The organism is Schlegelella aquatica (assembly GCF_026013905.1).
Taxonomy (GTDB): domain Bacteria; phylum Pseudomonadota; class Gammaproteobacteria; order Burkholderiales; family Burkholderiaceae_C; genus Caldimonas; species Caldimonas aquatica.
This window is the reverse complement of record NZ_CP110257.1, coordinates 2,582,761-2,598,868: the sequence shown is the minus strand read 5'-3', so window position 1 is coordinate 2,598,868 and position 16,108 is coordinate 2,582,761. Positions and strand designations below refer to the sequence as shown.

Genomic DNA, 16,108 nt, shown 5'->3' with positions numbered 1-16,108 from the left:
TCGCGTCTCGCAGCCGGCTGCGCCGGCGGGCGGTGCGGCTTCCGAAGGGGCGTCGGCCCCGGCCTCAGCCGATCGCCAACCCCGCAGCATGGGCCTGTTGGTCCGCGTGGTAGCTGGAGCGCACCAGCGCGCCCACCGCCGCATGCGTGAAGCCCATCTCGTAAGCCTTGGCCTCGAACATCTTGAAGGTGTCCGGGTGCACGTAGCGGCGCACCGGCAGGTGGTGGCCGCTGGGCGCGAGGTATTGGCCGATGGTGATCATGTCGATGTCGTGCGCGCGCATGTCGCGCATCACCTCGAGGATCTCCTCGTCGGTCTCGCCCAGCCCCACCATCAGGCCGCTCTTGGTCGGCACGCCGGGCACCTCCTGCTTGAAGCGCTTGAGCAGCGTGAGCGAGAACTGGTAGTCGGAGCCGGGGCGCGCCTCCTTGTACAGGCGCGGGACCGTCTCCAGGTTGTGGTTCATCACGTCGGGCGGCGCGGCCTTGAGGATGTCCAGCGCGCGGTCCATGCGGCCGCGGAAGTCGGGCGTGAGGATCTCGATGCGCGTGCCGGGCGAGAGTTCGCGCGTCTTGCGGATGCACTCGACGAAGTGCCCGGCGCCGCCGTCGCGCAGGTCGTCGCGGTCCACGCTCGTGATGACGACGTACTTGAGCTTCAGCGCCGCGATCGTCTTGGCGAGGTTCTCCGGCTCGTTCGGGTCCAGCGGGTCGGGGCGGCCATGGCCCACGTCGCAGAACGGGCAGCGCCGCGTGCACTTGTCGCCCATGATCATGAAGGTGGCCTGCCCCGAGCCGAAGCATTCGCCGATGTTCGGGCAGCTCGCTTCCTCGCACACCGTGTGCAGCTTGTGCTCGCGCAGGATCTGCTTGATCTCGTAGAAGCGGGTGGTGGGCGAGCCCGCCTTCACGCGGATCCACTCAGGCTTCTTCAGCACCTCGGCCGGCACCACCTTGATGGGGATTCGCGCGGTCTTGGCCTGTGCCTTCTGCTTGGCCGTGGGGTCGTAGGCCGACGACGGTTGCGCCTCGTGGACGACGGGGGTGCTGGACATGCGCTGCTCCGGTTCGCGCGGGCCGCAGGGCCCTTCAGGGACTCAAATGCTCGGCCAGGCGAGCCGCCAGCCGCCGGGCGGCCGTGTCCCACTCCGTGGAAACCCCAAGTGTAGCCAAGTCCACCGTGCGCAACCCGGCATGACCGCAAGGATTGATCCCGTCGAAGGGACGCAAGTCCATCGCCACGTTGAGCGCGACGCCGTGGTACGTGCAGTGGCGGCTCACCTTGATCCCCAGCGCCGCGATCTTGCCCAGCCCTGCGAACGGGTCCGGCCGCGGCCACACGAGGGCGGCATGGCCGTGGGGGTCGGCGAGGTTCACGTAGATGCCCGGCGCCCCCGGGACCCGGTGGCCGGTGAGGCCGTAGCTCTCCAGCGTCTTGAGCACGCAGTGCTCCAGCCGATAGACGTACTCCTTGACGTACAGGCCCAGTCGCCGCAAATCGACCAGGGGGTAAGCGACCACTTGGCCCGGGCCGTGGTAGGTGACCTGTCCGCCGCGGTTGGTCTGCACGACGGGGATCTGGCCGGGCGAGAGCACGTGTTGCGGCTCGCCCGCCTGGCCCAACGTGTACACCGGGGGGTGCTCGCACAGCCACAGTTCGTCAGGGGTGTCGGCTCCTCGCGCCTCGGTGAAGGCGCGCATCGCGTCGTACGTGGGCGCGTACTCCACGCGCCCGAGCCAGCGGATTTCCATGCTTGGGGTCGTCGGGCCCCGGGGCGCCCGGGGTGAGGGTCGTGGCAGTCTATCGTGAAGCGGCGCACCGGGGGCGCGCCGCCGTGTTGCCCCCACTTGGCAGCCCACGGCGAAGGCGCCGCCAGGACCGCGCGGCCCCCCAGGCACCGGGGATGACCTCGTCGCCAGAAGGCGCTTCGGTCGTCGAGCCGAAAGCGGGCACACTCGAAGAAGGAGGGCGCCGCCGGCGGCGCCTGCAGCGGCCCGGCGCTTCCCAGCGCGCAGGGTGGGAGCGGTGGATGGTGCGATCTCGAGTCTTTCTTCGGCCTGCCGGCCTGTGGGGGTGCGGGGTCCTCATGCTGGTGAGCTTGTGGCCCGCAGCGGCGCCTGCAGCGGCACCTGCGCCGGCGGGCCCCGCCGTCACCGAGACGCCCGCGCCAGCCCAGCTCGCGCGCGACCGACGGGACATCGAGGCCGCCCTCGCCGAATACGAGGCCGGGCGGCTGCGCGAGGCGGAAAGGCGTTTCCTGGAGCTCGCCCGCCGCGGCAACCCGGTGGGCCGCTACAACCTGGCGATGATGCACGTGCTCGACGAGGTGGCGCGCCCGGACAAGCGGGAGGCGGTACGCTTGCTGGAGGCCAGCGCGGCCCAAGGGTTCGTGCGGGCCGAGTTCGCGCTGGCGCAGATCTACGAGCTGGGCGTGGTGGGGCCACCGGACATCGGCCGTTCCATCGAGTGGTACCGACGCGCGGCCGAGCACGGCCACGTCGATGCGCAGGTGTCGATGGGCACCGCCTACTACCTCGGCCGGGGCGTGCCCGCAGACCCCGCCGCCGCCGCCCAGTGGTACCGGCTGGCGGCCAACGGCGGCGACGTCGGGGCGCAGTACCTGCTCGGCTCCATGTACGAAGCCGGCCTCGGCGTCGAGCGCGACCTGCGCATCGCCCGCTACTGGTACGACGTGGCCGCCCGCAACGGCGACGAGGCCGCACCGCACAAGGTGCGCGAACTGGACGAGCGGCTCAAGGCGGGCGAAGGGCGCTGAGGCCCGGCGCCCGGCCGCCCGAAGCCGGGCCGTGACCCCCTCCGGCGGTGGGCGTCAGGCCGGGGGTGCAGAGGCCAGGCCCCGCGCCCGGCCGCCCTGCGCCTCAGATCACGATCTTGACCATCGGGTGCGCGGTGAGCGCGCGGTACAGGTCGTCGAGCTGCTCGCGGCTCGTCGCGGTGACGGTGATCGTCAGGCCCAGGTAATTCGCGCTCTTGCTCGGGCGCATCTCGATGGTCGCCGGGTCGAAGGCGGGGTCGAAACGCATCGCCACCTCGGCGATCGCCTGCGCGAAGCCGTCCACATTGGCACCCATCACCTTGATGGGGAAGCGGCTCGGGTACTCGATCAGCGACTGTTCGGGGGGAATCTCTCTCATATCGATTGCTCCGTCTTGGCCCGCTGGTAGGCCTCGTACAGACGGGCATACACTGGGCCCGGCTTGCCTTTGCCGGCGCCGTGGCCCACCGGCTCGCCGTCGAGCCGGGTGACGGGGAGCACTTCCTTGGTCGCCGAGGACAGCAGGATCTCGTCGGCGGCGTAGACCTCCGCCTCGCTGATGGGCCGCAGGTTGAACCCGAGGCCCAACTCCTCGCACAACTCCGCCAGCAGCTCGTAGCGGATGCCCTCCAGGAGATGCTCGCTCTTGGGCGGGCCCAGCACGGCGTCCTCGTGGACGATCCACACGTTGCTGGCCGAGCCCTCCGTCAAGAAGCCGTCGCGGAACAGGATCGTCTCGGCCGCCCCCTGGTCGGCCGAGATCTGGCGCGCCAGCACGTTGCCGAGCAGCGAGATCGACTTGATGTCGCCGCGCTCCCAGCGGAAGTCGCGCGCCGTCACGCAGGCCACCCCGTGATGGCGTTGCTCGGCGGTGGCGGGCTTCATGGTGCTCGTCATGATGAAGACGGTCGGCGTGAGGCCGACCGGCATCACGTGGTCGCGTGGGGCCACGCCGCGCGTGACCTGCACGTACACGAGCTGATCCTCGGCGTCGTGCCGATCGGCATGATCGGCGACCAGGTGGCGGATGCGATCCAGCCAGCCCATCTCGTCGTAGGGATTGGGGATGCGCACCTTCTGCAGCGAGCGCTCCAGCCGGGCCATGTGCTCCTGGAAACGGAACAGCCGCCGACCGTACACCGGCACGACCTCGTAGACGCCGTCACCGAAGATGAAGCCTCGGTCGAGGACCGAGACCTTCGCCTCGGACAGGCGCAGAAACTCGCCGTTCAGGTAGCAGGGGGTGTCGGGCAGGGCGTCCATGGTGTCCGGCAAAGACTGCCTCGTGCCGAGGGCTCGGTCAAGGCGTCTGCGCAGATTACTTGATCCACAGCCGGATGGCATCCCAGGCGCGGCCGAAGACCCCGCTCTGTTCCACACCTTCGAGCACGACCAGGGGCCGCTCGGCGATCACCTGCTCGCCCACGGTGATCTTGAGCTTGCCCACTTGCTGCCCCTTCGTCAGCGGCGCCACCAGCGGGTCCACGCGCTCGATCTGGGTCTTCACGTTGTTGCCTTCACCCTTGGGCACGGTGATGTACACGGCGCTCGGGCTGCCCAGCTTGGCCTGGCTGGCCTTGCCTTTCCACACCTGCGGCGTGGCGATGGGCTGGTTGGCGTCGAAGAGCTTGATCGCATCGAACGCCTGGAAGCCCCAGTTCAGCAGCTTCTGGCTCTCGTTCGCACGCGCTTCCATCGACGTGGTGTTGAGCACCACCGACAGCAGGCGCCGCTTGCCGTTCGGGAAGTCGCGCTGCGCCGAGGAGATCAGGCAGTAGCCCGCGGCCGAGGTGTAGCCGGTCTTCATGCCGTCCACGCTCGGGTCGCGGCGCAGCAGGAGGTTGCGGTTGGGCTGCGTGATGTTGTTGAAGCGGTACTCCTTGATGGAGTAGAACGAGTAGAAGTCCGGGAAGTCGCGGATGATGTGCGAGGCAATCACCGCGAGGTCGCGCGCCGTGCTGTAGTGGCCGGGCTCGGTGATGCCCGTGACGTTCTTGAACTGCGTGTTCTTCAGCCCCATGCGCTGGGCTTCACGGTTCATCAGCTCGACGAAGCCTTCGACGCTGCCCGCGACCCCTTCGGCCAACGCGACCGAGGCGTCGTTGCCGGAGACGACGATCATGCCCTTGAGCAGGTCCTCGACGGTGACTTGCATGCGGGGCTCGATGAACATCACCGAAGCGCCGCCTTTGCGCTCGTCCCAGGCGCGCACGGACACGGGCAACTGCTGGTTCAGGGCGATCTTCTTGTCGCGGAGGGCCCCGAACACCACGTAGGCCGTCATCAGCTTGGTCAGCGAGGCCGGGTCGGCCCGCGCGTCCGGGTCGCGCGCGGCCAGGATCTGGTTGCTGTTCATGTCCAGCAACAAGTACGACTTGGCGGCGATCTCCGGAGGTTGCGGCACTTGCGCCTTCGCGAGCGAGACATGCAGGCCGAGGAGGACGGCGAGACAGGCAAGAAAGAGACGTTTCATCGTTGTACGGAAGTGCGGCGGTGAGAGTCCTCAAGCGAGGGCACGCACCACCAGGTTCTTGAGTAGTGTGAGCTGTCCGTGGAAGAAGTGGCCGACACCCGGCACGACGACCACCGGCAGGTGCTGCGGTCGCGCCCAGTCGAGCGTGGCCGCCAGCGGCACGACCTCGTCGCTCTCGCCGTGGATCACCAGCGTGTGCTCGGGCACCGGCGCGACCTGGAAGTTGGAGGTCGCCGGGCCCACCAGGACGAGACGCTCGACCTGATCGTGACCCACGCGTGCGGCGACGTGCGAGGCGACGAAGGCTCCGAAGGAGAACCCGGCGAGAGCCAAAGGTTCCCCACTGTCGCGGTGATGCGCCACGACGGCCAGCATGTCCTCGACCTCGCCGCGCCCGGCATCCCAGGCTCCGGCCGACCCACCCACCCCGCGGAAGTTGAAGCGCACGCTGCGCCAACCCCGCTGCACGAACGCGCGGGCCAACGTCTGCGCGACCTTGTTGTCCATTGTGCCACCGTGCAGCGGATGGGGATGCGCGATGACGACGAGGCCCCGTGCGACGCCTTCGGGCCGGTCGATCGCGCATTCGAGGGCACCGCTCGGCCCGGGGATGGTGAGGCGCTCGGTGTGCGCGTTCATGCGCTCAACGGCCGACGTGCGGCGGCACGAGGAGGCGTTCGACCACTTCGCCGTGCTTGAGGTGGCGCTCGACGATCTCGTCGATGTCGTGCTCGTCCACGTAGGTATACCAAACGCCTTCGGGGTACACCACCGCGACCGGCCCGGCTGCGCATCGGTCCAGGCAGCCGGCCTTGTTGACGCGCACTTTGCCCGGCCCGGCGAGGCCCTCGGCCTTCACGCGCGACTTGCAGTGGTCGAAGGCCCGCTGTGCGCCGCGGTCGGCGCAACAGGCTTCGCCGTTCGGCCGCTGATTGAGGCAGAAGAAGATGTGCCGCTGGTAGTAGCTCATCCGGCGATTTTAGGCGCCGCCTCCCGCCCGAGCAGTCTTGCCAGCAGGTACAGCAGCGCCGCGTAAGGCCAGAGCCAGCCGAGCCATTGCGCCAGGCCGTGGAAACGGATGAAGCGCCCTTGTTCCCACGCTTGCAGACTCGACGCGTAGTAGGGGTCCGTCGGCGCTGCGTTCACGAGCACCAGGAGCCCGAGCAACATCGCGAGCCCCGCCGCTGCGGCCGCCCTCGGCGGCAGGAAGACGAGCACCCAGGCGGCGGTCAGACCGAGTCCCCAGCCGAGCGGCGTCGCGTCGGTGATCCAGCCGAGCGCGCTGTGCGGACCGAAGTTGAGCGCGGTGGACAAGGTGGTGGCGCCGAAGCCGGCGATCGCCAGCAGCACCACGATCACTCCCCGTCGCCACGTGGGCGGCGTGAGGCTGTAGGCCAGCATGGCCGGTGCGAGCAGACCGAGCGTCACGGCCACCAGTTCCCAGGCCGGCGCCAGAGGCGGGAACGCGGCCGGATCGACCGGCAGCACCACCAAGTCCTGCAAAGGGGTGTCTTGCACGGCATCGAGCCAGGCGTGGTAGGCGCGATCCAGCACTTGCCCCACGCCCAGGGGCAGCGGGACGGGAAAGAGCAGGGCGGCCGGCCACGCGAAGAGCAGCGCGAGCCCGCCGGGCGCCTGGGGAAGAAACCAGCGATCGCGCAGCGACTGCCAGCGGGCCATCCACCCGAGCGCCTGCAGCGACACCGCCACGGCGGCGCCCAGCGCGGCGCCGGCGATGTTGAGCGCGAGGTCCACGTTGGAGGGCACCCGCCCGGGCAGGAAGTTCTGGAGCGACTCCAGCGTGAACGACAGCAACGCCGCCGCCGCACAGGCCGTCAACGCCGACCGCGCGCCCCCGTGGCCGGCTCGCAAGGCCGCGCCCGCGGCCAACAGCCCCAGTGGCAGGTAGCCGAGCAGGTTCGAGACGAGGTCGAAGGCCGTCCACCAGCGAGGCCACTCCCCGGTCAGGAAGCGCCACCACGTCGTGCGCGGTGCTTGCCATTCGCCGAACGGATAGAGGCTCGCGTAGACGATCAGCGCGGCATACAGCAGCGCCAGCGGGGCCAGCGAGCTGCGACGTCGTGCCATATGTGGAGGCGGCGTCAGAACGGCTTGACGACGACGAGGATCGCCACCAGCAGCAGCACGACCACCGGCGCCTCGTTGAACCAACGGTACCACACGTCGCTGTGGCGGTTGGTGCGTTGCTCGAAGCCGCGCAGCAATCGCCGGCAGTAGTGGTGGTAGCCGAGCAGGGCGACCACGAGCGCGAGCTTGGCATGCATCCAGCCATTGCCCGGGCCCCGGCCGATGCCATAGCCCAGCCACAGCCACAGCCCGAACCCGAGTGCCGGCACCATCAGCATCGTCATGAAGCGGTACAGCCGATGTGCCATCAGCAACAAGCGCTCACGCTCGGCCTGGCTGTCTGCGGGCACCATGGCAAGATTGACGAAGATGCGCGGCAAATAGAAAAGACCGGCGAACCAACTCGTCACGAAGACGATATGCAGTGCTTTGATCCAGAGCATCGCGGCATGATAGCGATGCCGTCGTCGCGGCCCGAGCGCGCGCTGCGGGAAGAAAAAAAGCCCCAGTCGAAGACTGGGGCTGCAAAGCCTTAACGCTGTCATCACGGTAAGGCACCTGCTCAGGGAGGAAAAGCAGGGAATGAACGTCTTGCGACGTATCATTCAGATGTAACTTTAGCAGAACATTGCTGTCAGTTTGCTGACGGCTGCTTGTAAGCACCAGGGAAAACGCCAGTTTTTCCGCTTTTTCCCCGGTCTCGTCACAGGAACGCGCCTTGCACAGCCCCGCCCCTTTTCCCGCCGCCCGTCCCCGCCGTCTTCGCCGCGACGACTTCACTCGCCGGCTCGTGCGCGAGCATCGGCTCACGGTCGATGACCTCATCTACCCGGTGTTCGTGCTCGAGGGCCAGAACCGGGTGCAGGACGTCGCATCGATGCCCGGCGTTCAGCGCCTGAGCCTCGACCGCCTGTTGCCGGTGGCCGAGCAGTGCGTCGCGCTCGGGGTGCCGGTGATGGCGCTCTTCCCGGTGATCGAGCCCTCGCGCAAGACGCCGGACGGCCGCGAGGCCTGCAATCCCGAGGGGCTCGTGCCGACCGTAGTGCGCGAACTCAAGCAGCGTTTCCCGCAACTGGGCGTGCTCACCGATGTCGCGCTCGACCCCTACACCACGCACGGCCAGGACGGCCTGATCGACGACACCGGCTACATCCTCAACGACGAGACGGTGCAGGTGCTGGTACAGCAGGCGCTGGTGCAGGCGCAGGCGGGCGTGGACATCGTCGCGCCCAGCGACATGATGGACGGCCGCATCGGCGCGATCCGCCAGGCGCTGGAGGGCGCGGGGCAGGTTCACACCCGCATCATGGCCTACAGCGCCAAGTACGCGAGCGCTTTCTACGGCCCCTTCCGCGACGCAGTCGGCTCCAAGGCCAACCTGGGCAAGAGCGACAAGAAGGTCTATCAGATGGACCCGGGCAACACCGACGAGGCCTTGCGCGAGGTGGCGATGGATCTGGCCGAAGGCGCCGACATGGTCATGGTCAAGCCCGGCATGCCATACCTGGACGTGGTACGCCGCGTGAAGGACGAGTTCCGCGTGCCGACTTTCGCCTACCAGGTCAGTGGCGAATACGCGATGCTCAAGGCGGCGGCCGCACAAGGGTGGCTCGACCACGACGCGGTGATGATGGAGTCGCTGTTGGCCTTCAAACGTGCCGGGGCCGACGGCGTGCTCACCTATTTCGCCCTCGAAGCGGCCAGGCTGCTGAAGACTCCCGGCTGATGCGCATCTTCCACGTCGGCGAACGACTGCTGGAGCTGCCCGAGCGGCCCGCGACGCTGCCGGAGCAGGGGTACCTGTGGATCGGCACCACGCGCGAGGAGTTCGAGGCGGAGGTGCCGCAGATCCAGGCTTCGCTGCAGCGTTGGACCGGCGCGCCGCTGGTGGACCTGCACATCTCCGACCTGCTGAACCGTCAGCTGCCCTCGCACTTCGACTACACGTCCACCTACGACGTGCTGGTGTTCCGGCGGCTGGCGGCCGGGGTGGGCAGCGCAGAGCTCTTCACCGACGAGGCCGCGGGAACCCTCGCGGTGGCCCGGCAGGTGCTGGATGCGATCGACACCAGCCCCGTCGGTTTCGTGCGGTTCGACCGCGTCTTGCTCACGGTGCATCCGGCCGAGTGCCAGGTGCGCGAGTTCTTCATTGCGCGGCTCGCGCAAACGGCGCGTGCCGCGCCCGATGCGAGGGTCGAAGGGCGGGGCGCGTCCTCGCGTCTGCCCACGAGCCCGGCCGACCAGATGCTGCGCATGGTCAACCACATGGTCGACGGCTACCTCGAGCTGCGGCGCCTGCTCACACGCCAGCTGGGCTACTTGCAGCACGAGCTGCTGCGCCCCCACGGGCAGTTCAGGGGCTGGCGCGTGCTGCTGGACTCGCGCAACGCGCTTCATCTGCTGGAGGACATCTGCGAGGACCAGCGCAGCGCGGTCCAGGAATGGATCGACGCGTTGGAGGAATGGCCCGCACCGGCCGACGAGCAGTCGTTTCGCGAGCGCGAGCTGCTGAGCGTGCGCTCGCGCGACGTGCTGGAACACATCGAGCGCGTGCTCAGCCACGTGCGCAGGCTGGAGTCCTCGGCCGAGACGGCGGTGCAGATGCACTTCTCGGTGCAGAGCAACCGGGCCAACAACATCATGCGCACGCTGACCGTGCTGACGGCGATCTTCCTGCCGCTCAACCTGATCACCGGCTTCTTCGGAATGAATTTCGACGCGCTGCCGCTCATCCACAGCACCACCGGCGTGTGGATCGCGCTCGGCGTCATGGCTGTGATCGGTCTGGGCCTCGCGCTCTTCTTTTGGCGCAAGCGCTACCTCGAGTCGAGCCACTGAAGAGCCGGCTCAGGCGGGCGCCCCCGGCTCTTGCAGCCCGCGGGCCGTCTCAAACTTCGGTCGCCCGGCGCTCCTGCCGGAGCTGGTGCACGGCCAGGCACAGGTCCTCCCAGGCCTTGGCTTTGTCAGGCAGGTTGCGCAGCAGATAGGCGGGGTGGTACGTCACGACCACCGGGATGCCCTGATACCGGTGCACGCGTCCGCGCAGCCGTCCGATCGCCTCCTGCGATTGCAGCAGTGTCTGCACGGCGAAGCGCCCCATCGCCAGGATGATGCGCGGCTGCACCAGTTCGATCTGGCGCCTGAGGAAGGGTTCGCACTGGGCGATCTCCTCCGGCTCCGGATTGCGGTTGTGCGGCGGACGGCACTTGAGCACGTTGGCGATGTAGACCTGGCCGCGGGGGGCGCCGGGCTCGCGCGCGAGGCCGATGGCGTGCAGCATCTGGTCGAGCAGTTTGCCCGCGGGCCCGACGAAAGGCTCGCCTTTGAGGTCCTCTTGTTCGCCGGGGGCTTCGCCGACGATCATCCACTCGGCCCGCTCGGCCCCGACGCCGAACACCGTCTGCCGCCGGCCCTGGCACAGCTTGCAGGCCGTGCATGAGGCGACCGCCTCGCGCAGCGCCGCCCAGTCCATCGAGGCGACGCCTCCTGCGCGCCGGCCCTGCACACCCACCGCCGCAGCAGGCGAGGGCTCGGGCAGCCAGGGGGCATCGGGTGCGGCAACGGCCTCGTCCTGCGCGGGCGCCGGGGCGGACCGCACTTGCACGTCCGCTTCTTCCGCCGTGGGCGCGCCGTCGCGCCGCACCCAGGCCGTCAAGCCCATTTCGCGCAGCAGGGCGAGCTTGTAGGCGTCCCAGCTCATAGGGCCAGGCTCATCACGATCGCGTCCTCGCGCGTGCCGCCGGCGGCCGGGTAGTAGCGCCGGCGCACCCCCACGTTCTCGAAGCCGTAGCGCTCGTACACCTGCCGCGCGCGGCGGTTGCCTTGCCGCACTTCGAGCCACAACTGCAGCGCGCCTTCGGCTCGCGCGGCGTCGACCAGGGCGTCGAGCATGTACCAGGCATGGCCCTGGCCCTGGTGTGCCGGTGCGACCGTGATGTTGAGCAGATGCATCTCCGCGGGGCCCGACATCGCCACGAAATATCCGAGCAGCGCGTCGCGTTCGCCGAGGAGCACCCGCGCGAGATAGCCCGCGTGCAGCGAGTCGATGAAATTGCCGCGCGTCCAGGGGAACTCGTAGGCCGTGGTCTCCACCGCCAGGATGCGATCGAGCTGGGCGACCGTCATCGGCAGGAGGCGTCTGACGGCGGCATGTTCCGTCCGCAGCGCCATCACCGGAAGGCGGCCGGGGGTGTCGTTGCGGTTCATGGGCCGGCCCCCCGCATTGCCTCGCGCTCGGCGGTGGTGAGGGCGACCTTGTCGCGCAGGTAGAGAGGCAAGGCGGCGGCGGCGTCGACCGTCTCCCTGCGCTGCCAGGCGCCCAGCGCGAGCCGCAGCAGCGCCGGGGCAGCGGGCCGTGCGCCGGGGTGGGCCTGGGGGCACGCGCTCGCGAGCCCGGGGTGCAGGGCGAGCGCGCTACCCCCGACCGCGTCGGCCGGTTCTTCGCGCATCCGCACCTGGAGCGCTTGCGGGTCGTACAGCGCCGGGGGCACGCGTGTCACCCAGCGCTCGCCGCTCCAGCGGTAGCACGCGGCATAAACCTCGCCCATTCGGGCATCCTGCGCCACCCAAACGTCGCGCACCGCGCACTGCTCGCGCACCGATTCGGCCACCACCGCCAGTGTGTCCACGGGCACGAGCGGCGCGCCGGTGCCCAGTGCCAGGCCTTGTGCGACCGAGCAGGCGGTACGCAACCCGGTGAAGGCCCCGGGCCCGCGTCCGAACCCGATCGCCTCGAGGTCACGCACGGACAACCCGGCTTCGTCGAGCATGGCGAGCACGCGCGGCAGCAGCGCGGCCGACGCGAGCGCGCCACCGGCTTGCTCGTACGTCCAGTGGCGATCGCCGGCCGCAAGGCCCAGGCACAGCAAGTCGGAGGAGGTGTCGATGGCGAGCAGGCAGGGGGAGGACATCGGCGACGCGCGTTGAGATGGCAAGTGTACCGGCGCCCTTCGGGGCCTCGCGCCGCGGTGCGTCGGCCCGCAGGGATAATCGCCGGCATGGGATGGAAGGGCAGCAGGTGGCTGGGGCAAGCGCTCGTGCCATGGGTCGTGGGCCTGTGGCTGCTCGGCGCGTCCGCCGCTCGCGCCGCGCTGCCTGCCGAGGTCGAGGCGCATCTGGCGCGGGCCGGCCTCGGGCGCGATTCCATCGCCGTGGTCGTGGCCGAGGCCGGTGCCGGCGGGTTCCGGTGGGCCCACCGCGAGCACGAGCCGGTGAACCCCGCGTCGCTGATCAAACTCGTGACGACGCAGGCCGCCTTCGAGCTGTTGGGTCCGACCTACACCTGGACCACCCCGGTTCACGTGGACGGGCCGGTGCGCGACGGCGTGCTGCAGGGCTCGCTCTACCTGCGCGGCACGGGCGACCCGAAGCTCGTGGTCGAGCGCCTGTGGCTGCTGTTGCGGCGGGTGCGGCAGCTCGGCATCGAGGAGATCGCAGGCGACATCGTGCTCGACCGCAGCGCGTTCCAGGTGCCGCAGATCGATCCGGCGAGCTTCGACGGCGAGCCGTACCGTCCCTACAACGTGCAGCCCGATGCCTTGCTCGTCAACTTCAAGTCGGTGGCGCTCACCTTCGTGCCCGACCCGGAGCGAGGCATGGCACGGGTGGTGGGGGAGCCGCCGCTGGCCGGTGTCGCGACCGACGCGGTCGTCCCGCTCGATCACGGGGCGCCCTGCACCGACTGGCGCGCCGCGCTCAAGGCAGAACTCGCCGACGCCTCGCGCATCCGCTTCCGCGGGGCGTATCCGCTGGCCTGCGGCGAGCGCACCTGGCACCTCGCCGCGGCCGAGCCCGACCGCTACAACGCGCGCGCCGTGGAGGGGCTGTGGCGGTTGCTGGGGGGGCGTCTGGCCGGCACGGTGCGCGAGGGCATCGTGCCGCCGGGGGCGGCGCAGATCGCGGCGAGCGAGTCGCCCCCGCTGGCCGAGATCGCCCGCGACATCAACAAGCACAGCAACAACACGATGGCCGCACAGGTGTTCCTCACGCTCGGCCTCGTGCGGTTCGGCGTGGGTTCGCCCGACGAGGCCCGCCGGGCGGTGATGGAGTGGGCCGCATCGCGCTGGCCCGAGGCGGCGCTGCAACTGCAGGTGGACAACGGCACGGGTCTCTCGCGCCGCTCGCGCCTCACGGCGGCCTTGCTGGCGCGGATGCTCCAGGCCGCCTGGGCAGCGCCTTACATGCCCGAGTTCGTGAGTTCGCTGCCCGTCAGCGGCCTGGATGGAACGCGTCGGCGTGCCCGAGGGGCTTCCGGCGTGTCGCATCTCAAGACCGGCTCGCTGCGCGACGTGGCAGCGATCGCCGGCTACGTGCTGTCCTCGAGCGGTCGGCGCTACGTCCTCGTCGCCATCGTCAACCACCCCCAGGCCGGCGCCGCGCGCCCTGCGTTGGAGGCCTTGGCCGACTGGGTCGCCCGGGATCTTCCATGACTGCCTTCGCCATGACCGATTTGCTCGGCTTTGCCGCCGCCACGCTCACCACGGCGTCCTTCCTGCCCCAGGCGTGGCTGACCTTCCGCACCCGCGACGTGAGCGGCATCTCGCTCGGGATGTACAGCGTGTTCACGCTCGGCATCGCGCTGTGGCTGGCCTACGGCATCGCGATCGGCGACGCGCCCATCATCGTCGCCAACCTGGTCACGCTGACGCTCGCGGCCTCGATCCTCGCGATGAAGGTCGCCTACTCGGCGCGCGACCGGCGCCGCGGCTGACGGGCGCGAACCGCGGCTCGCGCCCGCGCGCCCTCCTCGTCAGAAGGGCTGGTTGCGCGCGCGGTCGGCGGCCAGATCGCCGATCAGCCGGTTCATCGTGGGCGAGAGGTAGCGTTCGGCCGCGAACACGTATTCGTAGCCGTTGCTGCTGGCATCCGCGATCTTGACGGTGGCCGTCGTGCAGTCCTTGGCTGAGACGGTGGTGCACACGGCCTCGGTGCGGTTGCGGAAGGGATACGGGCTGTTCTCGGTCTTCTGCGCAAGCTCCACCCGATTGTTCGCCTGCACCAAGGCGATGTAGCGGCTGTTGTCGGGCAAGTTGAACCGCAACCCCTTGTTGAAGGCTTCCGTCAGGCTGTTGAGCCGGGCACGGTCCTCGGATGCCGCTTGCGGCGTCGTCCCCTGGTAGGGCAGATCGAGCACGACGACGCGAGCTCCCACCTTGGTCCACGCAAGAAGCTGTTCCGCCAAGGCCTGACCGCGCGCGCAAGCGGCCTGCTGCTCGGGAACCGTCGGCCCCTTGTTGTCGCCTTCGCCCTCGCCCGCGCAGTATCCCTTGAGGTCCGGGGGCGGCACTTGGGCCGACGGATCGCCATAGATGTCCCACACGTCGTTGGCACCGACGAAGACGAGCAGGAGGTCCTTGTCCTTGACGCCGCCCACCGCGTCGAGCTGCGAGGCCAGCATGTTCACGGTGGTCCTTTCGCGTGCCAGCGCGCGCGTGGAGCCGTCGCTGAGATAACCGGGGACGGGGCATTCCGCGAACGCCCGGCCATAGCGGGCAGCCACGCGTTGGTTCCACAGCCAGTAGCGATCATGCGCGCAATTGCGCGAGCCGTCGCTGTTGAGCGCGTCCACCGTATAGCGTGCGCCAGGGTCGTCGTCGGGGCCGGTGCCGATGTAGCTGTATTCGTCCCCGAGGGACAAGATGCGCTGCGGCTCGAAACGCTGATAGACGTCACCGCCGCAGCCGGCCGCAAGGAGTGCGCCCGCCGCGGCGAGCAAGGGGGCGAGGCGGAACGGGCGGAAGGAAACCAAGGGCATGAAATCTCCGTCAGGATGGGATGGGCATGGTCGCTTCAGGCAGCGGCCGCCCGCACGAGACGGTCGCGCACCCCGTCCCATTCGGGAGCGTCGGGCGGGGTTTCGACCCAGATCAGCGAGACGCCTTGCGCGTCGAGTTCGCGCAGCACGGCGAAGAGTTCGTGGGCGGCCCGTTCGGCGTCGTCCGGCATGCGCCGATGGACGAGCCCGCGCGGCACTCGCACGGTACGCGAATATACCGCCACCGGCGGGCGCGCATCGCCGAGCACATCGAGCGCCGATTGCAGCGTGCGCGCGTCCATCAGCCTCAGCTTGGCGCGCGGCGCGTAGTGCGCGGCCAGAGTGCCCGAAGCCCGCGGAGCGGCCTCGTCGCGCTCGCGCAGCGGCTCCCCGAGCACCGCCTCCAGCCGGGCGCGCGGCAGCGTGCCGGGGCGCAGCAGCACCGGGTGCTCTCGCGAGCAGTCGATGATGGTGGACTCGATGCCGACCTGGCAGGGCCCGCCGTCGAGCACCAGCACGTCGTCGCCGAACTCATGGGCCACGTGCTGGGCCGTCGTCGGGCTGATACGGCCGAAGAGGTTGGCGCTCGGCGCCGCGAGGCCGACGAGGCCCCGGCGCGCGCAGGCCTCCAGCAGTTGGTGCGCGACCGGGTGCGCCGGGCAGCGCAGCCCGATGGTGGCCTGCCCGCCCGCGGCGGCCGTGGCCAGGCCCTCCCGCCGTGGCACGATCACCGTGACCGGCCCGGGCCAGAAGGCGTCCATCAGCTTGCGCGCCATCGGCGGCAAGGCGCTCACCAGCGCCAGGGCGGCCGCGGCGTTCGGCACGTGCACGATGAGCGGGTGGTCGGCCGGCCGCCCCTTGGCGGCGTAGATGCCGGCCACTGCCGCATCGTTGCCCGCGTCGGCCCCCAGCCCGTACACCGTCTCGGTCGGGAAGGCGACCAGCCGGCCGGCCGCCAGCGCGTCCACCGCTTCGGCCAGATGCGAGGGGTTCGAGGGGTCCAGCAGGCGCGCCACGG

Annotated in this window: 19 protein-coding genes; 5 read left to right on the top strand and 14 right to left on the bottom strand. The window is 69.8% G+C overall.

Annotation, left to right across the window (positions count from 1 at the left end; translation table 11 throughout):
• Window positions 1-64 precede the first annotated feature (64 nt).
• Both lipA and lipB read right to left on the bottom strand, forming a co-directional pair.
• Window positions 65-1,054, bottom strand: coding sequence for a lipoyl synthase (gene lipA, locus OMP39_RS11835; RefSeq protein WP_264891922.1), 990 nt, complete (start codon window positions 1,052-1,054; stop codon window positions 65-67).
• A gap of 34 nt (window positions 1,055-1,088) precedes the next feature.
• Window positions 1,089-1,751 carry a lipoyl(octanoyl) transferase LipB gene (lipB, locus tag OMP39_RS11830; RefSeq protein ID WP_264891921.1) on the bottom strand — a complete coding sequence of 221 codons (663 nt, stop codon included), beginning with the start codon at window positions 1,749-1,751 and terminating at the stop codon, window positions 1,089-1,091.
• Window positions 1,752-2,086: 335 nt separating this feature from the next.
• On the opposite strand from lipB, the gene OMP39_RS11825 reads away from it, so the two are divergent.
• Entirely contained in the window at window positions 2,087-2,776 is a 690-nt protein-coding gene (locus OMP39_RS11825; RefSeq protein ID WP_264891920.1) for a tetratricopeptide repeat protein, read from the top strand.
• A 103-nt stretch (window positions 2,777-2,879) separates the two neighbouring features.
• Here OMP39_RS11825 and OMP39_RS11820 read toward each other — a convergent pair whose 3' ends face one another.
• Genes OMP39_RS11820 through OMP39_RS11790 form a run of 7 tightly spaced genes read right to left on the bottom strand, consistent with a single transcriptional unit; the run spans window position 2,880 to window position 7,780 of the window.
• Window positions 2,880-3,155, bottom strand: coding sequence for a DUF493 family protein (locus tag OMP39_RS11820; protein ID WP_264891919.1), 276 nt, complete (start codon window positions 3,153-3,155; stop codon window positions 2,880-2,882).
• Window positions 3,152-4,039, bottom strand: a complete 888-nt coding sequence (locus OMP39_RS11815) for a D-amino acid aminotransferase (RefSeq protein ID WP_264891918.1) — start codon at window positions 4,037-4,039, stop codon at window positions 3,152-3,154. The genes OMP39_RS11820 and OMP39_RS11815 overlap by 4 nt, the downstream gene beginning before the upstream one ends.
• 55 nt (window positions 4,040-4,094) lie before the next feature.
• Complete coding sequence (locus OMP39_RS11810; RefSeq protein WP_264891917.1) at window positions 4,095-5,249, bottom strand: D-alanyl-D-alanine carboxypeptidase family protein; 1,155 nt, start codon at window positions 5,247-5,249, stop codon at window positions 4,095-4,097.
• A gap of 30 nt (window positions 5,250-5,279) precedes the next feature.
• The gene (locus tag OMP39_RS11805; RefSeq protein ID WP_264891916.1) at window positions 5,280-5,888 is read right to left on the bottom strand and encodes an alpha/beta hydrolase; all 609 of its coding nucleotides are present in this window, start codon (window positions 5,886-5,888) and stop codon (window positions 5,280-5,282) included.
• Between the two features lie 4 nt (window positions 5,889-5,892).
• Window positions 5,893-6,219, bottom strand: a complete 327-nt coding sequence (locus tag OMP39_RS11800; protein WP_264891915.1) for a (2Fe-2S) ferredoxin domain-containing protein — start codon at window positions 6,217-6,219, stop codon at window positions 5,893-5,895.
• Window positions 6,216-7,337: a VanZ family protein gene (locus tag OMP39_RS11795; RefSeq protein WP_264891914.1), complete on the bottom strand. Its 1,122-nt coding sequence runs from the start codon at window positions 7,335-7,337 to the stop codon at window positions 6,216-6,218. The genes OMP39_RS11800 and OMP39_RS11795 overlap by 4 nt, the downstream gene beginning before the upstream one ends.
• Window positions 7,338-7,351: 14 nt before the next feature.
• Window positions 7,352-7,780: a CopD family protein gene (locus OMP39_RS11790; protein WP_264891913.1), complete on the bottom strand. Its 429-nt coding sequence runs from the start codon at window positions 7,778-7,780 to the stop codon at window positions 7,352-7,354.
• A 275-nt stretch (window positions 7,781-8,055) separates the two neighbouring features.
• Here OMP39_RS11790 and hemB point away from each other — a divergent pair, with 275 nt between their 5' ends.
• Entirely contained in the window at window positions 8,056-9,063 is a 1,008-nt protein-coding gene (gene hemB / locus OMP39_RS11785) for a porphobilinogen synthase (RefSeq protein ID WP_264891912.1), read from the top strand.
• Window positions 9,063-10,175: a magnesium transporter CorA family protein gene (locus OMP39_RS11780; protein WP_264891911.1), complete on the top strand. Its 1,113-nt coding sequence runs from the start codon at window positions 9,063-9,065 to the stop codon at window positions 10,173-10,175. Before hemB ends, OMP39_RS11780 begins: the two co-directional genes overlap by 1 nt.
• 49 nt (window positions 10,176-10,224) lie before the next feature.
• On the opposite strand, the gene OMP39_RS11775 is transcribed toward OMP39_RS11780, so the two are convergent.
• The 3 genes from OMP39_RS11775 to tsaB are packed head-to-tail and all read right to left on the bottom strand — an operon-like array spanning window position 10,225 to window position 12,247.
• Entirely contained in the window at window positions 10,225-11,037 is an 813-nt protein-coding gene (locus OMP39_RS11775; RefSeq protein ID WP_264891910.1) for a uracil-DNA glycosylase, read from the bottom strand.
• Complete coding sequence (rimI, locus tag OMP39_RS11770; protein ID WP_425340632.1) at window positions 11,034-11,543, bottom strand: ribosomal protein S18-alanine N-acetyltransferase; 510 nt, start codon at window positions 11,541-11,543, stop codon at window positions 11,034-11,036. The genes OMP39_RS11775 and rimI overlap by 4 nt, the downstream gene beginning before the upstream one ends.
• Complete coding sequence (gene tsaB / locus OMP39_RS11765) at window positions 11,540-12,247, bottom strand: tRNA (adenosine(37)-N6)-threonylcarbamoyltransferase complex dimerization subunit type 1 TsaB (protein WP_264891909.1); 708 nt, start codon at window positions 12,245-12,247, stop codon at window positions 11,540-11,542. Before tsaB ends, rimI begins: the two co-directional genes overlap by 4 nt.
• Window positions 12,248-12,334: 87 nt before the next feature.
• Here tsaB and dacB point away from each other — a divergent pair, with 87 nt between their 5' ends.
• Both dacB and OMP39_RS11755 read left to right on the top strand, forming a co-directional pair.
• A complete protein-coding gene (gene dacB, locus OMP39_RS11760) occupies window positions 12,335-13,765 on the top strand; it encodes a D-alanyl-D-alanine carboxypeptidase/D-alanyl-D-alanine endopeptidase (RefSeq protein ID WP_264891908.1) in 1,431 nt (476 codons plus the stop codon).
• Window positions 13,762-14,046 carry a SemiSWEET transporter gene (locus OMP39_RS11755; RefSeq protein ID WP_264891907.1) on the top strand — a complete coding sequence of 95 codons (285 nt, stop codon included), beginning with the start codon at window positions 13,762-13,764 and terminating at the stop codon, window positions 14,044-14,046. The genes dacB and OMP39_RS11755 overlap by 4 nt, the downstream gene beginning before the upstream one ends.
• 39 nt (window positions 14,047-14,085) lie before the next feature.
• On the opposite strand, the gene OMP39_RS11750 is transcribed toward OMP39_RS11755, so the two are convergent.
• Together OMP39_RS11750 and OMP39_RS11745 are read right to left on the bottom strand one after the other, a co-directional pair.
• Window positions 14,086-15,090, bottom strand: coding sequence for a hypothetical protein (locus OMP39_RS11750; protein WP_264891906.1), 1,005 nt, complete (start codon window positions 15,088-15,090; stop codon window positions 14,086-14,088).
• Between the two features lie 35 nt (window positions 15,091-15,125).
• Window positions 15,126-16,106, bottom strand: coding sequence for an L-threonylcarbamoyladenylate synthase (locus tag OMP39_RS11745; protein WP_264891905.1), 981 nt, complete (start codon window positions 16,104-16,106; stop codon window positions 15,126-15,128).
• Window positions 16,107-16,108 lie beyond the last annotated feature (2 nt).

Excerpts from the sequence above, each read along its gene's own strand:
- lipA (WP_264891922.1), bottom strand. The coding sequence starts at position 1,054 with ATGTCCAGCACCCCCGTCGTCCACGAGGCGCAACCGTCGTCGGCCTAC.
- lipB (WP_264891921.1), bottom strand. The coding sequence starts at position 1,751 with ATGGAAATCCGCTGGCTCGGGCGCGTGGAGTACGCGCCCACGTACGAC.
- OMP39_RS11825 (WP_264891920.1), top strand. The coding sequence starts at position 2,087 with ATGCTGGTGAGCTTGTGGCCCGCAGCGGCGCCTGCAGCGGCACCTGCG.
- OMP39_RS11820 (WP_264891919.1), bottom strand. The coding sequence starts at position 3,155 with ATGAGAGAGATTCCCCCCGAACAGTCGCTGATCGAGTACCCGAGCCGC.
- OMP39_RS11815 (WP_264891918.1), bottom strand. The coding sequence starts at position 4,039 with ATGGACGCCCTGCCCGACACCCCCTGCTACCTGAACGGCGAGTTTCTG.
- OMP39_RS11810 (WP_264891917.1), bottom strand. The coding sequence starts at position 5,249 with ATGAAACGTCTCTTTCTTGCCTGTCTCGCCGTCCTCCTCGGCCTGCAT.
- OMP39_RS11805 (WP_264891916.1), bottom strand. The coding sequence starts at position 5,888 with ATGAACGCGCACACCGAGCGCCTCACCATCCCCGGGCCGAGCGGTGCC.
- OMP39_RS11800 (WP_264891915.1), bottom strand. The coding sequence starts at position 6,219 with ATGAGCTACTACCAGCGGCACATCTTCTTCTGCCTCAATCAGCGGCCG.
- OMP39_RS11795 (WP_264891914.1), bottom strand. The coding sequence starts at position 7,337 with ATGGCACGACGTCGCAGCTCGCTGGCCCCGCTGGCGCTGCTGTATGCC.
- OMP39_RS11790 (WP_264891913.1), bottom strand. The coding sequence starts at position 7,780 with ATGCTCTGGATCAAAGCACTGCATATCGTCTTCGTGACGAGTTGGTTC.
- OMP39_RS11780 (WP_264891911.1), top strand. The coding sequence starts at position 9,063 with ATGCGCATCTTCCACGTCGGCGAACGACTGCTGGAGCTGCCCGAGCGG.
- OMP39_RS11775 (WP_264891910.1), bottom strand. The coding sequence starts at position 11,037 with ATGAGCTGGGACGCCTACAAGCTCGCCCTGCTGCGCGAAATGGGCTTG.
- rimI (WP_425340632.1), bottom strand. The coding sequence starts at position 11,543 with ATGAACCGCAACGACACCCCCGGCCGCCTTCCGGTGATGGCGCTGCGG.
- tsaB (WP_264891909.1), bottom strand. The coding sequence starts at position 12,247 with ATGTCCTCCCCCTGCCTGCTCGCCATCGACACCTCCTCCGACTTGCTG.
- dacB (WP_264891908.1), top strand. The coding sequence starts at position 12,335 with ATGGGATGGAAGGGCAGCAGGTGGCTGGGGCAAGCGCTCGTGCCATGG.
- OMP39_RS11755 (WP_264891907.1), top strand. The coding sequence starts at position 13,762 with ATGACTGCCTTCGCCATGACCGATTTGCTCGGCTTTGCCGCCGCCACG.
- OMP39_RS11750 (WP_264891906.1), bottom strand. The coding sequence starts at position 15,090 with ATGCCCTTGGTTTCCTTCCGCCCGTTCCGCCTCGCCCCCTTGCTCGCC.